9 protein-coding genes are annotated in these 15,559 nt (G+C 67.9%); 7 read left to right on the top strand and 2 right to left on the bottom strand.

Annotated elements, in window-relative coordinates:
• Positions 1 to 108: 108 nt before the first annotated feature.
• Complete coding sequence (gene pulA, locus ACEN9F_RS15990; RefSeq protein WP_413421171.1) at positions 109 to 3,258, top strand: pullulanase-type alpha-1,6-glucosidase; 3,150 nt, start codon at positions 109 to 111, stop codon at positions 3,256 to 3,258.
• Between the two features lie 11 nt (positions 3,259 to 3,269).
• On the opposite strand, the gene ACEN9F_RS15995 is transcribed toward pulA, so the two are convergent.
• Positions 3,270 to 6,374 (bottom strand): diguanylate cyclase domain-containing protein, encoded by a 3,105-nt coding sequence (locus ACEN9F_RS15995; protein ID WP_413421173.1) that lies wholly within the window; start codon positions 6,372 to 6,374, stop codon positions 3,270 to 3,272.
• 145 nt (positions 6,375 to 6,519) lie between these two features.
• Between ACEN9F_RS15995 and ACEN9F_RS16000 the strand changes: the two genes are divergently transcribed.
• The 5 genes from ACEN9F_RS16000 to ACEN9F_RS16020 all read left to right on the top strand — a co-directional run bounded on the left by ACEN9F_RS16000 (position 6,520) and on the right by ACEN9F_RS16020 (position 14,164).
• Positions 6,520 to 6,804 carry a PsiF family protein gene (locus ACEN9F_RS16000; RefSeq protein WP_413421175.1) on the top strand — a complete coding sequence of 95 codons (285 nt, stop codon included), beginning with the start codon at positions 6,520 to 6,522 and terminating at the stop codon, positions 6,802 to 6,804.
• A gap of 212 nt (positions 6,805 to 7,016) precedes the next feature.
• Positions 7,017 to 9,464, top strand: a complete 2,448-nt coding sequence (locus tag ACEN9F_RS16005) for a chemotaxis protein CheW (protein ID WP_413421177.1) — start codon at positions 7,017 to 7,019, stop codon at positions 9,462 to 9,464.
• Positions 9,465 to 9,578: 114 nt separating this feature from the next.
• Positions 9,579 to 10,211 carry a head GIN domain-containing protein gene (locus ACEN9F_RS16010; RefSeq protein WP_413421179.1) on the top strand — a complete coding sequence of 211 codons (633 nt, stop codon included), beginning with the start codon at positions 9,579 to 9,581 and terminating at the stop codon, positions 10,209 to 10,211.
• A gap of 105 nt (positions 10,212 to 10,316) precedes the next feature.
• Positions 10,317 to 12,629, top strand: coding sequence for a putative bifunctional diguanylate cyclase/phosphodiesterase (locus ACEN9F_RS16015; RefSeq protein WP_413421181.1), 2,313 nt, complete (start codon positions 10,317 to 10,319; stop codon positions 12,627 to 12,629).
• A 35-nt stretch (positions 12,630 to 12,664) separates the two neighbouring features.
• Complete coding sequence (locus ACEN9F_RS16020; protein WP_413421183.1) at positions 12,665 to 14,164, top strand: methyl-accepting chemotaxis protein; 1,500 nt, start codon at positions 12,665 to 12,667, stop codon at positions 14,162 to 14,164.
• Between the two features lie 12 nt (positions 14,165 to 14,176).
• On the opposite strand, the gene ACEN9F_RS16025 is transcribed toward ACEN9F_RS16020, so the two are convergent.
• A complete protein-coding gene (locus ACEN9F_RS16025; RefSeq protein ID WP_413421185.1) occupies positions 14,177 to 15,055 on the bottom strand; it encodes a head GIN domain-containing protein in 879 nt (292 codons plus the stop codon).
• A gap of 130 nt (positions 15,056 to 15,185) precedes the next feature.
• Here ACEN9F_RS16025 and ACEN9F_RS16030 point away from each other — a divergent pair, with 130 nt between their 5' ends.
• Positions 15,186 to 15,551: a nucleotide pyrophosphohydrolase gene (locus ACEN9F_RS16030; protein ID WP_413421187.1), complete on the top strand. Its 366-nt coding sequence runs from the start codon at positions 15,186 to 15,188 to the stop codon at positions 15,549 to 15,551.
• Positions 15,552 to 15,559 lie beyond the last annotated feature (8 nt).

The raw sequence follows: 15,559 nt of genomic DNA on the forward strand, positions 1-15,559 counted from the left end.
CTGGTCAAAAATATTTATCATTCCATTATTTTTTAAGTAGTAATATTACAAACCCATCCAGTCCACAGACGATTGGAGGTAAAAATCACAAAGACACCGGAGACAAGCATGAGACTGCAATGTAGTTTAGTTTCACAACTGAAATTATTCGTGGCCACCGGCACGCTGGCCGCGCTGACCGCCTGCGGCGGCGGGACCGGCGGCGACAGCGCCGCCACGCCGGCCGCCACCAGGCTGGGCGGCCGGGTCGCCATGGGCGCGGCGGCCGCCGCGACGCCCCCCGCGGCCGGCAGCCTCCGCATGCACTACCACCGCGCCCAGGGCGATACCGCCCAGTGGGGCGTCTACTCGTGGGACGGACCCGTCAATCCGAGCCCGGCCTGGATCAGCGGCCGCTTCATGATGACCCAGAGCGACAGCTTCGGCGGCTACGTCGACATCCCGGTCGACACGGCCAAGTCGGCGATCTGGTTCCTGGTCACCGATGGCGGCGGCAACAAGAACTGCGGCAACGACCAGTCGGCCGCCTTCAGCGCCGGCATCGCCAGCGCCGGCCAGGAAGTCTGGATGCTGGAAGGCGATTGCACCGTCTACAACACGCAGCCGGCCATCAGCTTCGGCAATCTCAACAGCGCCAGCGCGCACTGGCTCAACGCCGCCACGCTGGCCTGGCCTGGCGCGCCGGCCGGCGGCAGCTACCAGCTGTACTACGCCGCCAACGGCGGCCTCGGCTCCAGCGTGGACGGCGTCTCCGGCGCCGACGGCAGCATCGCGCTGAGCAGCGCCGGCGCCCTGCCCCCGGCCCTGCAGCAAAAATATCCGCACCTGGCCGGCGCCACCGCGCTGACCATGTCGGCCGCCGACGCCGCCGGCATCGCCGCCAAGGCCAGCAGCCAGTTCGCGATCGCGCAGTTCGACGCCGCCGGCCAGCTGGTGCAGGTGACCTCGCTGCAGATGAGCGGCATGCTCGACAGCGTCTTCGCCGGCGCCGCCGCCAGCACCACGCTGGGCGTCAGCTACGAGCGCAACGGCGCGCCGACCTTCCGCGTCTGGGCGCCGACCGCCAAGTCGGTCAGCCTCAACCTGTATCCGGACGCCAACGGCGCCAGCACCGTCGCGCGCCCGATGACGAAAAACGCCGCCAGCGGCGTGTGGAGCTACACCGCGCCGGACGCCGGCTGGGTCAACCGCTACTACTACACCTACAACGTGCAGGTGCTGTCGCGCTGGGCCGGCAACACGCTGGTCAGCAACACCGTCACCGACCCGTACTCGCTCAGCCTGAACGCCAACAGCCAGCGCAGCTTCGTCGCCAACCTCGACAGCCGCGCGCTGAAGCCGGACGGCTGGGACCACCACAGCGTGCCGCGCCTGGCGCACCCGACCGACATCGCGCTGTACGAGCTGCACATCCGCGACTTCAGCGTCGGCGACAGCACGGTGCCGGCTGCGCACCGCGGCAAGTACCTGGCCTTCACCGACGAGCGCTCGAACGGCATGCGCCACCTGCGCGGCATGCAGCAGGCCGGCCTGACCCACATCCACCTGCTGCCCACCTTCGACATCGCCAGCGTCAACGAAACCGGCTGCGCCACGCCGGCCATCCCCAACGCGGCGGCCAACTCGGCGGAACAGCAGGCGGCGGTCGAAGCCACGCGCGGCACCGACTGCTTCAACTGGGGCTACGACCCGGTCCACTACACGGCGCCGGAAGGCAGCTACTCGTCCAACGCCAACGACGGCGCGGTGCGGGTGCGCGAATTCCGCGCCATGGTGCAGGGCTTGCACGAGCAGGGCCTGCGGGTGGTGATGGACGTGGTCTACAACCACACCAGCGCCTCGCAGCAGGGACCGCTGTCGGTGCTGGACAAGATCGTGCCGACCTACTATTACCGCCTGAACGCGGGCGGCGGCATCACCAACGACAGCTGCTGCGCCGACACGGCGGCGGAAAACGTCATGATGGCCAAGCTGATGACCGACTCCGTCAGCACCTGGGCGCGCGACTACCAGGTCGACAGCTTCCGCTTCGACATCATGGGCTTCGCGCCGCTGTCGGTGATGAAGAAGCTGCAGGCCGCCGTCAACCAGGCCGCCGGCCGCGACATCTACCTGTACGGCGAAGCCTGGAACTTCGGCACCGTCGCCAACGACAGCCGCTTCGTGCAGGCGCGCCAGGCCAATATGTACGGCAGCGGCATCGGCTCGTTCAACGACCGCATCCGCGACACCGTGCGCGGCGGCGGCTGCTGCGACAGCGGCGCCAGCCTGCTCAGCCAGCAGGGCCTGATCAACGGCGTGTTCTACGATCCGAACGGACAATCGACGCAGACCAGGGACGACCTGCTGCGGCTGGGCGACCTGGCCAAGGTGGCGCTGTCCGGCACGCTGCGCGACTACAGCTTCGTCGACCGCACCGGCGCCTTGCGCAAGAACTCGGAGATCGACTACTTCGGCCAGCAGGCCGGCTTCGCGGCGCAGCCGTCGGAAACCATCAACTATGTCGAGGCGCACGACAACCAGACCCTGTTCGACCTGAACGCCTACAAGCTGCCGCAGAACACCAGCCTGGCCGACCGCGTGCGGGTGCAGAACCTGGGCGCGGCGATCACCGTGCTGTCGCAGGGCGTGCCCTTCCTGCACGCGGGCCAGGAAATCCTGCGCTCCAAGTCGATGGACCGCGACAGCTACGACGCCGGCGACTGGTTCAACAAGCTCGACTACAGCTACCAGTCGAACAACTTCGGCGTCGGCCTGCCGATGGCCGGCGTCAACCAGGACAACTGGCCGCTGATGTCGCCCATTCTGGCCAACCCGCTGATCAAGCCGAACAGCAACGCCATCGTCGGCGCGCGCGACTACATGAACGATCTGCTGGCGATCCGCCGGGACAGCAGCCTGTTCCGCCTGCGCAGCGCCAGGGATGTCGCGGAGCGACTGCGCTTCCACAACACCGGGCCGGCGCAGGTTGCCGGGCTGATCGTCATGAGCATCGACGGCCAGCATCCGCGTCGCTACGACGACGCCAACTATCAATCGGTGGTGGCGCTGTTCAACGTCGACAAGGTCGCCAAGACCATCGCCGTGCCTGAACTGGCGGGCCGCAAGCTGAAGGTGCACAAAGTGCAGCGCAAGTCCGACAGTGACGCGCTGGCCCGCACGGCGGTGTACAACAGCGGCAACGGCAGCTTCACCATCCCGCCGCGCACCACGGTGGTGTTCGTCGAAAAAGGCGCGCACGAAGACGAGGACGACTAGAAACCTCGGTGTTAGTCGAGGCACTCGGCGGCGGTGTTGACGCGGTTGCGGCCGCTGCGCTTGGCGTCGTACAGCGCCTGGTCGGCGCGCCGCAGCAGCAGCTCGGCCGCTTGCCCCGGTATCGGCGTCATGAAGGCGATGCCGATGCTGACCGTGACGATGCCGTGCGACGACGCCGCGTGCGGCATGCGCAGCGCGGCCACGGCGGCGCAGGCGTCGGCGGCCAGGCGCAGCGCGCCGGCTTCGTCGTTCAGCGGCAGCAGCAGCGCGAATTCCTCGCCGCCATAGCGCGCCGCCATGTCGTCCGGGCGGCGGCATTGCGCCGCCAGCGCGGCCGCCACCGCCTGCAGGCAGCGGTCGCCGTCCTGGTGGCCGTAGGTATCGTTGTACAGCTTGAAGTGGTCGACGTCGACGATCGCCAGCGCCAGCGGTTCGCCGCTGCGCATGGCGCGCGCCCAGGCCGCCTCCAGCGCCGTGTCGAAGCCGCGCCGGTTGGTCACGCCGGTCAGGCCGTCGGTGTTGGACAACAGCGCCAGCCTGGCGTTGCTCTCGGCCAGCTGGCGGTTGCTGTGCTCCAGTTCGCCGGTGCGCTCGGCCACCAGCCCCGCCAGCCTGCGCTGGATGCGCTTGAGCGCGCCGACGCGGACCCAGTAGGCGCCGGCCAGCGCCAGCAGCAGCGCGACGGCCGCCATCCCCCGGAACCACCAGGTCTGCCAGAAGGCCGGCCGCACCGTCACCGCCAGGCTGGCCGCCTGCCCGCTCCAGACGCCGCGGTCGTTGCTGGCCTTGACGCGGAAGGTGTAGCTGCCCGGCGCCAGGTTGGTGTAGGTGGCGATGCGGTGCGCCGCGTCGGCCTGCACCCAGTCGCGGTCGAAACCTTCCAGCATGTAGGCGTAGCGGTTCTGGCCCGGACTGGTGAAGTGCAGCGCGGCGAATTCGATCGACAGCACCGACTGGCCCGGCGGCAGCTGCACGCCGCGCGGCGCGGTGAGCGGACCGTCGAGCCGCACGCCCTCCGGCAGGCCGGCCGCCAGCGAGCGGTTGAAAACGCTGATGTCGGTGATCGCCGCCACCGGCGCCACCGAGGCGACGCTGACCAGCGCCGGCCGCACGATGGTCACGCCCGGCGCGCCGGCGAAATACAGCGTGCCGTCGTCGGCGGTAAACGCCGCGCCCACCTTGAAATTGTCGATCAGGCCGTCGACCGCCGTGTAGCGGTCCGCCTTGCCGCTGGCCGGATCGTAGCGGATCAACGACTCCTCGGTGCTCAGCCATAAGCGGCCGCCCGCTTCGCTGCGGATCGCGAACACGCGCCCGCTGCCGCTGCGCGCCGACTGCGGCACGAAGCGGATGCCGCCGTCCGCCGCGGTGACGATCTGGTCCAGCCCCTTGGCGGTGCCGGCCCAGAGCCGCCCCTGACCATCCTCGTGCAGGCTGGAGACGGCGTCGTCCGACAGCGCCCCGGCCGCGCCGTCGCCGCGCTCGAAGAACTGGAAGCGGCCGCTGCGCAGGTCCAGCATTTCCAGTCCGCGCCGCCATTGCGACGCCATCCAGACCCGTCCCTGCCGGTCCTCCAGCATGACCGAAGCGCCGATGATGCGCCGCCCGTCCGGATTCGCCTTGTCGACGGCGTAGACGCGGCGCTTGCCGGTGCGCGGATCGTAGTGGATGGCGCTGGCGTCCGTGCCTATCCACAGCATGCCGTCGCTGCCGGGCGCGACCACCGCCACCAGGTCGGCCGCGCCGCTGCCGAAATGGATCACCTTGAACGGCCCGTCGGGACTGTCCAGCCGCGCCAGCCCGGCGCTGGTGCTGACCCACAGCGGCCCGCCGGGCTGCTGGTACAGGTGGTTGATGCGGTCCGACGCCAGCGCGCCCGGCTTGCCCGCCTGCATGCGGAAGTTGCGCAGCATGGTGCCGCTGGCGATGTCGCTGAGCGACAAGCCGTTCAGCCCGCCCATCCAGATGCGGCCGCCGCCGGCCGGCGCGATCGCCTGCGTGGTGACGTTGGGTTGCGGATCGGGGGTATTCTCCAGCGGCAGCACAAAGCGCGCAAAGCCCTGGCTGCCGAGATTGGACACGCTGATGCCGGCATTGAAGGTGCCGACCCACAGCGTATCGGCGCGGTCGCGCATCACCGCCGCCACGCCCGGTATGTGCAGGCTGTGCGGATCGCCGCCCCGGGTGGTGAACTGCACCAGCCGGTCGCTGCCGGCGCGCCAGCGCAGCAGGCCGGCGGTCCAGGTGCCGGCCCACATCGTGCCCTCCTTGTCCTCGAAGAAGTTGCTGACCCGGCTGTCCGGCGATTCGACCCGCACCCGCGTGCCCCAGTCGCTGCCGTCGGTCCAGCGGTAGACGCCGTTGCCGGTGCCTATCCACAGCCGCTGCGCGCTGTCCATGCGCAGCGCGTGCACGGCGTTGGACTGCTCGTCCGGCGCCGCCTCGCTGTCGACGCGGAAGTGCTGGAAGGCCTTGGCGCCGGGCGGCAGGTAGTCGAGCCCGCGCGGCCAGGTTTCAAACCACAGGCCGCCGCGCGCGTCGAGCGCCATCGAATCGGCACCGCTGCTGGCCGGGCTGTCGGGATCGCCATCCTTGTGCAGGTACTGGGTGAACTTGCCGGTGTCGGGATCGAAGTGCTGGATGCCGGCCCAGGTGCCCAGCCACAGGCCGTCCTTGCCGTCGGAGATGATGTTGCGCACCAGGCGCGGCACGCCGACCAGGGTGCCGATGTTGAAGCGGGTGAAATCGTTGGTGGCCGGGTCGAAGCGCGCCAGGCCGTCGTAGGTGCCGATCCAGATCCGGCCGCGCTGGTCCTCGTAGACGATGGAGACGCGGTCGCTGGGCAGGCTGCGCGGGTTGTCCGGATCGTAGGCGTACTTGACGGCGCGGTAGCCGTCGTAGCGGTACAGGCCGCCGTTCAGCGCGCCGACCCAGATGAACGATTGACGGTCCTGCAGCAGCGCGGCGATGGTCTTGTCGTCGGCGCCCGGCGCCACCAGCTTGCGGAAGCGCAGCTCGGAGGTCGGCGCGGCCAGCGCCGGACCGGCCAGCGCCAGCAGGCAGGCGACGGCGCCCAGGCGCAGCGCGCCGGCGGCAAGGAAAGCTTTAGCTATCATCGTTCATCAGGCCGCGAGGCTGTCCACACAATCAGCGGCCAGTCTGGCGTCGCCGCAACATGCTGTCAATCAATATCGCGGACAGTAGCTGGCGGCGGACAACTCACGTATAGTCAGCATGCCTTCAACTTTCAAGGAAATGAAAATGAAAAAACTGTTCGTTGCCAGCCTGATCCTTTCCCTGAGTGGCGCGGTGTTTGCCGCCGAGCCGACCGCCCAGCAAAGCAAGATGAAAACCTGTAATGCCGATGCCACCGGCAAGAAAGGCGATGAGCGCAAGGCCTTCATGAAGGAATGCCTGAGCGCCAAGCCGGCGGCGGCGCCGAAGTTGACCCAGCAGGACAAGATGAAAAAATGTAATGCGGACGCCACCGGCAAGAAAGGCGACGACCGCAAGGCCTTCATGAAGGAGTGCCTGAGCAACAAATAAGGCCGGCAACACCCCCGAACACGCCATCCCCATGCGGATGGCGTTTTTTATGGGCACGAAATATTTCCATGGCACATTTATTGCTTTAAGAATATTCTTTTTGTGACCACTGAATGCCAATGACCACCCATCATGAAGCCAGCTCGGACATATTCCTACCCCATATGCCCGACGTCGCCCGCTGTGAACAATCACTGCGGGAACTGAATCAGATGTGGCGACTGATCGAGTCGTCCGCGAAGATGAATTGCCCCACCGAAGCGCGCCTGCTGTTGCCGGCGATGGTGGCCACCCGCACCGGTTTCGCGCACCTGGAACAGGCGCTGGTGTCCAACCTGGTGCAGGAAAAGCTGCGCCACGTGCTGGCCAACCTCGGCACCCAGGCGCGCTACGCGATCGACATCCTGGTGCGCAACCTGTTCGAGCGTACCGCCGATGTCGGCTTCCTCGCCACCGACGCCGACCTGTGCCGCTTTGTCGCCGGCCTCGACGGCGATGGCGACGCCGCGCGCCGGCGCCTGTCCGACTACCGCGACAAGTACACCGTCTACGACGAGATCCTGCTGCTGGACCTGGACGGCCGCGTGCTGGTGCAGGCCGATCCGTCGGCGCCGGTGGCGCGCAGCGCCGATCCGCTGCTGCAGAAGACGCTGGAGGCCGGCGGCTATGTCGAAACCTTCCGCGCCACCGACCTGCGGCCCGGCAAGTCGCGCGCGCTGGTCTATTCGCACCGCATGCTGCATCCGGCGACCGGCGAGCCGGCCGGCGTGCTGTGCCTGTGCTTCAACTTCGAGCAGGAGATGGACGCCATCTTCCGCGCCTACCGCGATCCGTCGCAGCGCGCCAACATGCTGCTGCTCGACGCCCAGGACCGCGTCATCAGCAGCGCCGATCCGCTGTGGATACCGGCCGGCGTGCACGTGCCGACCAACGCCGACGGCGCCCCGCGGCTGCTGATGTTCGGCGGCCGCGAATACCTGGTGCGCACCTTCAGCTCCGGCGGCTACCAGGGCTATCCCGGCCCGGCCGGCTGGAAGGGCCAGCTGATGATCCCGGTCGACCTGGCCTTCCGCGGCCACGGCGCCGGCTCGGCCACGCTGGCCGGCGCCGAGCCGCGGCTGATGCAGGGCCTGTTGTCGCACGCCGAAGCGTTCAGCCCGCAACTGCACGAGCTGATGAGCTCAGTGACCCGCACCACCCGCACCATCGAGCGCATCGTCTGGAACGGCAAGGTCACCAGCGCCGCCAACGCCCCGGCCGCCGCCGATGGCAGCCACAGCGGCGGCGTCAACAAGCTGAACACCGTGCTCGACCAGATCACCGAAACCGGCGAGCGCAGCGACGCGCTGTTCTCGCACTCGATCCAGGACCTGTACCAGACCGTGCTGACCTCCAGCATCAGCGAGGCCGAGCTGACCTCGCAGCTGCTGGTCGACATGCTGGACCGCAACCTGTACGAGCGCGCCAACGACTGCCGCTGGTGGGCCCTGAGCGCGCAACTGCGGCGCGGCCTGGCCCAGCCCTCGGCCGCGCAGGCCGCCGCCATCGGCGAGGTGCTCTCCTACATCAACAGCCTGTACACCGTGTACGCGCGCCTGTTCGTCTACGACCGCGGCGGCCGCATCATCGCCAGCACCGGCGGCCAGGACGCGGTCGGCGGCAGCATCGCCGCCGAGACGCTGGGCCGCGTGTGCGCGCTGCGCAGCGAGCTGGACCACTACCCGGAACCGTTCGCGCCGTCCCCGCTGTACGGCGGCGAAGCGACCTTCATCTACCACGCGGCGATCCGCCATCCCGAGCAAGGCGCGACCGTGATCGGCGGCATCGGCATCGTCTTCGACGCGCGGCCCGAGCTGCTCAACATGCTGCTCAGCGGCGTGGCGGCGCGGCCCAGCATGCAAGCCTGTTTCGTCACGCCGTCCGGCCGCGTGCTGGCCAGCACCGACGCCGCCTGCGCGCCGGGCAGCCAGCTGGCGCTGGACCCCGGCCTGCTGGCGGCGGCCGGGACCGGCGCCCAGGCCAGCGTGGCGCGCATCCTGCAGCATGGCGGCCAGTACGTGATCGCCGCCTGCACGCGCGCGGCCGGCTACCGCGAGTTCCGCGCCGCCGACGGCGTCGAGGAGCCGGTGCTGGCGGTGCTGCTGCAATCGTTCGGCCCGGTGCGCGAGGGCCTGCGGCAGGCCCAGCCCGCCGTGCGCATCGAGCGCAGCGGCGACACCGGCCCCGACTTCGCCATCTTCTACGCCGGCCGCACGCTGATGGCGCTGCGCGCGGCGCGGATCCAGGAGGCGGTGCCGTTCGCCAAGGTGCAAAAAGCGGCCGGCAACAACCCGGCCCGCATCGGCATGCTGGACGTGCCACTGGCCGGCGGCAAGCAGCATTTCGTCTGGGTGTTCGACCTGGCGCTGCTGGCCACCGGCCAGCCGGGCGTGGTGAGCGGAAACAGCCAGGTGATGCTGGTGCGCCTGGGCGACAGCACCATCGGCCTGCTGGTCGACGACCTGCATTCGGTGCAGCAGTTCGACGCCGCCGACATGACCGAGTCGCCGCTGGGCGCGGGCGGGTCGGCGCTGGCGCCGCGCTTGATCAAGGCCAACCAGGGCGAGGTGCTGATCCAGGAAATCTGCATCGAACGCTTGTTCGCGCGGCTGCGGGCGTAGCCGCCACGCAACACAAGCACGGTTTTTTGCAGTTCGTCGCAAACTTGTCGGCGCATGCGCCTAAGTTCAGTAAAATTAACGTTGTCACAATTGTTAACTTACCAAGGAATTATCATGCGCCGTTCCGTTGTTGCCGTCCTGATCCCCGCCCTGTTCGCCGTCAGCGCCGCCGCGCCGGCCGCCGAATCGGTGCGCCAGCTGCCCTCGTTCATCGCCGTCAACGCCAAGGGCGCGTTCCTGATGACCGTGGAAGTGGGCAAGGCGCAGTCGGTGACGGTCAGCGGCGACGACAGATTCGTCGCCGCGCTGCGCACCGAAGTGATCGACAACGAACTGCAGATCACCATGCCGGACAAGAGCTTCAAGTCCAGCAAGAGCGATCCGCACATCACCATCACCCTGCCGTCGCTGAGCCGGGTCAAGGTGGAGGGCGCCGGCGAAACCGTGATCAACAAGGTCAACAGCGACCGCCTCGACATCAGCTACCTCGGCGCCGGCCACCTGGTCGCCAACGGCAAGATCAAGTACCTGCGCCTGAACGCCAAGGGCGTGGGCGAGGTCGACGCCAAGGCGCTGGTGGCCGAACGGGTCGACGTCAACTTCGAAGGCGTGGGCAATGTCAGCGTCCATGCCACCGACCTGCTGAACGCGGTCGCCAAGGGCATCGGCGGCCTGACCTACTACGGCCATCCGAAGACCATCAACAAATCGGTGGCCGGCATCGGCAACGTGCGCGCCGGTGATTAATTCCTGAACTACTTGCCCCGGTGACACCGGATGCGATTGCGGTTACTATCAGATTCATAACGAATTGAAGCACCGCAACGCACTCCGGAGGCCTCCATAGTGGCAGTGGCAAACGACATAGCGCACTGGCGCGCGCAGATCTTTGCGAAGCTGCTGCTGGTCGTGTTCCTGCTCGGGCTGGCCACGGCCATCCCCAGCGTCTTGCTGGCGGCCAGCGAAGGCATGTGGTCGATCGTCATCGTCGACACCCTGGCGCTGGCCTGGCTGGGCCTCATCTGGCGCTGGCGCCGCCTCTCCTACACGGCCCGCGTGGCCAACTTCCTGGCGATCGCCTTCATGGTCGGCATCGCCCTGCTGCTCAAGGTCGGGCCGGTCAGCCAGATCTACCTGATGGCGATCCCGGTGCTGGCCGCGCTGCTGCTCGGGCTGCGCCCGGCGCTGTGGACGCTGGCCCTGGCCGGGCTGGTGGTGATGGTGCTGGGCTTCGAGGAAAACTCCAGGCTGCACATCGAAGGCATGCCGGACTACGGCTTCCTCAAGGCCGCCATCATCTCGCTCAACTTCATGTTCATGACGGCGGTGCTGACGCTGTCGTGCGCGGTGCTGCTGCAGCATCTGGAGCGCTCGCTCGACCGGCTGCGCGACACCGCCGACAAGCTCGAACTGCGGCAGGAAGAACTGTCGACCCTCAACGCCGAACTGCGCCTGACCTCGGCCGCCGTGTCGCGCCTGAACGACATGGTGCTGATCGCGCAGGTGGACCGGGGCGCCGGATCGCCGCAGGAAGCGCAGCACATCATCTTCGTCAACGAAGCGTTCGAGCGCCGCACCGGCTACCGTCGCCAGGAAGTGCTCGGCCAGAACCTGCGCATGCTGCGCGGGCCGGACACCGAACAGGCGGTGGTCGACCACATCGAGCGGGCGATGGCGCGCAGCGAGACCGTGCGCGCCGAGCTGCTCAACTACACCAAGGCCGGCGAACCGTACTGGGTGGAGACGGAGCTGGTGCCGTTCGCCGACGAGGGCGGCGTCAACACGCACTGGGTGGCGGTCGAGCGCGACATCACGGAGCGCAAGAAATCGCAGGACGACATCCACCGCCTGGCCTTCTTCGACGTGCTGACCGGCCTGCCCAACCGCCGCCTGCTGATGGACCGCATCGACAAGCTGCTGGCCAGCTCCGAGCGTGGCGCCACCTACAGCGCGGTGATGTTCATCGACCTCGATCGCTTCAAGACCATCAACGACGCGCGCGGCCACGCCATCGGCGACGCCCTGCTGTGCAACGCCGCCGACCGCCTCAGCCAGTTGATGCGCAAGGCCGACACCGTGGCCCGCATCGGCGGCGACGAATTCGTCGTGCTGCTGGGGCATCTGTCGCACGAGCTGCAAGGCGCGACCCACGCCGCGTCGACGGTGGCGGAAAAGATCCGCCGCGCCATCGGCCAGGATTTCGAGATCGAAGGCCAGAGCTACAACTCCACCGCCAGCATCGGCGTGACCATGCTGCCGAAGACCGGCCAGACCGCGCAGGATTTGCTGCGCGAAGCCGACACCGCGATGTACCGCGCCAAGTCGGACGGCCGCAACGGCATCGCCTTCTTCGAGACCGCGATGCAGGCCGAAGTCGAACGGCGCCTGACCATGGAACGCGACCTGGCCGCCGCGCTGGCCGCCGGCGAGCTGCAGATGCACGTGCAGGCGCAGGTCGACCGCGGCGGCCGCGCGGTCGGCGGCGAACTGCTGATGCGCTGGCCGCAGGCGGGCGGCGGCATGGTGCCGCCCAATGTCTTCATCCCGGTGGCCGAGGAATCGGGGCTGATCGTCGAACTGGGCGCGTGGGCCCTGCGCCAGGCCTGCGTGGCGGTGCTGCGGCTGGACGCGGCCGGGCTGGCGATGCCGCTCTCGGTCAACGTCAGCCCGACCCAGTTCCGCCAGGCCGATTTCGTCGCGCAGGTGCAGCGCACCTTGAGCGAGACCGGCGCGCCGGCCGCCATGCTGGTGCTGGAAGTGACCGAAGGCCTGCTGATCGACAAGATGGAGGACACCATCGCCCGCATGCACCAGCTGGCGGCGCTGGGACTGCGCTTCTCGATCGACGATTTCGGCACCGGCTATTCCAGCCTGGCCTACCTGAAGAAGATGCCGCTGTACGAATTGAAGATAGACCGCAGCTTCATCATGGACACGCCGGAAGACGCCAACAGCACGGCGCTGGTGCAATCCATCCTGGCGATGGCCGGCCACCTGGGCCTGCGCGTAGTGGCCGAGGGCGTGGAGACCCAAGCCCAGGCCGACTTCCTGATCGCCAACGACTGCGCCTGCATGCAGGGCTACCTGTACGCGCGGCCGATGCCGCTGGCGGCGCTGATCGAACGCTTACAAAGCAGCAGCACGGCAGTGGCAGCCGTCGTTTAAGCCACATGACAGCACCTTTGACTGGGGAGCATGCAATGAAACTGAGCGTCACACAAAAAATGCTGGCGTTGGCCGGCGCCGCGCTGGCGGGCATCGTGCTGTTGGCGGGCCTGAGTCAATACCAGATGGAAGAAGTCTACGATTCGGCCAACTACTCCACCATCAACACGGTGCCCAGCCTGGTGGTGCTGGACAAGCTGCGCGACAGCTTCCTGCGCATGCGCATCCGCGTCAACCAGCACGTGCTCAACACCGACGAGAAGAAGCTGGGCGAGATCGACAGCTCCATCGTCGACATGCGCAAGCTGGTCGACGACAGCCTGAAAAAATACGAGGCGCTGCTGGCCGACGACAAGGACAAGGCCATCCTGAACAAGGAAAAGGAATCGTGGGTCAAGGTACAACCGCAGATCGAGGCGGTGCTGGTCGAATCCCGCGCCAACCGCAACGACAAGGCGCGCGTGCTGCTGGAACAGGCGCGCGCCGAAATCCAGGTGATGCAGGCGCTGATGGACCAGCACTTCGACTACAACGTCGAACTGGGCAAGCAAGGCGCCGACGCGGCGGCGGCACTGAAGAAAAAGGCCGCCCGCAATTCCATCATCATCGCGGTCTGCACGCTGCTGGCGGTGGCGGCGATCAGCGCCGTCATCACGCGCGCGCTGCTGCGCCAGCTGGGCGGTGAACCGGATTACGCCGCCGACATCGTCAACCGCGTGGCCAACGGCGACCTCACCGTTCAGGTGCGGATCAAGCCGGGCGACACCACCAGCCTGCTGGCGGCGATGAACACCATGGTCGGCAACCTGTCGCGCGTGGTCGGCGAAGTCAATGACGGCGCCGAGGCCTTGGCCAGCGCCTCGGGCGAAGTCAGCGCCACTGCGCAGTCGCTGTCGCAAGGCGCCAGCGAGCAGGCCGCGGCGGCCGAGGAGTCGAGCGCCGCCATCGAGCAGATGTCGGCCTCGATCGCGCAGAACACGGAGAACGCCAAGGTCACAGACGGCATGGCCGGCAAGGCCGCGCAGGAGGCGGGCGAAGGCGGCGAAGCGGTGCGCTCGACGGTGATGGCGATGCGCGAAATCGCCAAGAAGATCGGTATCATCGACGACATCGCGTATCAGACCAACCTGCTGGCGCTGAACGCGGCGATCGAAGCGGCGCGCGCCGGCGAGCATGGCAAGGGCTTCGCGGTGGTGGCGGCCGAGGTGCGCAAGCTGGCCGAACGCAGCCAGGTGGCGGCGCAGGAAATCGAACAGGTGGCGTCGGGCAGCGTCAACCTGGCCGAAAAGGCCGGTGCGCTGCTCGACACCATGCTGCCGAATATCAAGCGCACCTCGGACCTGGTGCAGGAAATCACGGCGGCGTCGGAAGAGCAGTCGGCCGGTGCCGGGCAGATCAACTCGGCCATGAGCCAGCTCAGCCAGACCACGCAGATGAACGCCTCCAGCTCCGAGCAGCTGGCCGCGACCGCCGAAGAGATGAGCGGCCAGGCCGAGCAGCTGCAAAGCTCGATGGCCTTCTTCAGGGTGCGCTGATCGCGGCGGCGCTTACTGCAGCACGGTCACGCGCTTGCCGCTGATATTGCGTTGCGCCGGGTTGCCGTAGACGGTCACGCGGCCGGAGCCGTTGGCGTCGGCCACCAGCGACTGGGTGACGGCGGCCGAGATGCTGCCGGAGCCGTTGGCGCTCAGTTCCGCGCTCTGGCTGGTCAGGCCGGCCAGGTCGGCGCTGCCGGAACCGTGCAGGCGCACGTTCATGCTGCGCACATTGCCGCTGGCGTTGACGCCGCCGGAGCCGTGCAACTCCAGGCTCAGGGTGTCGCCGTTGACGCGGCCCAGGTCCAGCCGTCCGGAACCGTTCAGGCTGGCCACGGTGGTGCCGCTCTCGAGGCCGGCGGCCGACAGGCTGCCGGAACCGTTCAGGCGGGCGTCGAGGCGGCTGACGTTGCCGGCCAGCTGCAGCGAGCGCGAACCGTTCTGCGACACGTTCAGCGGGCCGCCGTTCAAGCCGCTGACGGTCAGGCGTCCTGAACCATTGGAATTGATCTGGCGCAGCTGCGGCGTGGTGTAGGTCACGCGCAGCGGATTGTGGGTGCTGATGCTGCCTTCGACCCACACGCGCAGCGTGCCGCCGCTGGCGTCGGTGCGCAGCAGCGGCAGCAGGTTGCTGTCGCCCTCGACCTGCAGCGACGGCGCCGCGCCGACCCGCACCTCGACCTGCATCGGGCCGTTGATGTCGATGCCGTCCAGGCTGCCGATCTCACGGCGCTCCACGGCGGTCTGGCCGTTGCCCTGCACGGCATTGCCGCCGAAGGCCGACTTGAACTGCACGTTGCCGTTGGCGTCGTCCGGCACGACGATGATGGCGCAGCCGGCCAGGGTGGCGAAAGCGGTGATGGCGGCGAGGGCGAGGGCGGAACGGCGCATGATGGGGTGTCCTGTTGGAAGTTATAGTGTCGCCACTATAGTCAGCGGCCCCGGCCGGCGCCCGGCCGATGCGACAAACGGTCGAAAAAGGGGGATGAAACGCAGAATCAGCGGTGCTACCATAGCGGCCATGACGACCTCTACCCGCCCCGACAGCCTGACCGAACTGCGCGACCTGACGCGCCGGTTTGCCCGTGACCGCGACTGGGAGCAGTTCCACACGCCGAAGAACCTGGCGATGGCGCTCTCGGTGGAAGTGGCCGAACTGGCCGAGCACTACCAATGGCTGCCGACCGGCGCCGAGTCCGAGCTCAGCGACGCAAGCCGGACCGGCATCCGCCACGAGCTGGCCGACGTGCTGCTCTACCTGGTGCAGCTGGCCGACAAGCACGGCGTCGACCTGCACGCCGCCGCGCTGGAAAAAATGCGCCTCAACGCCATCAAATACCCAACTCCGGGGTCAGGTCCAAAACCTGGACACGGACTCAACTGCTAGCGGCAGAG

It is taken from the genome of Duganella sp. CT11-25 (assembly GCF_047302815.1).
In the GTDB taxonomy this organism is placed as follows: domain Bacteria; phylum Pseudomonadota; class Gammaproteobacteria; order Burkholderiales; family Burkholderiaceae_D; genus Rugamonas.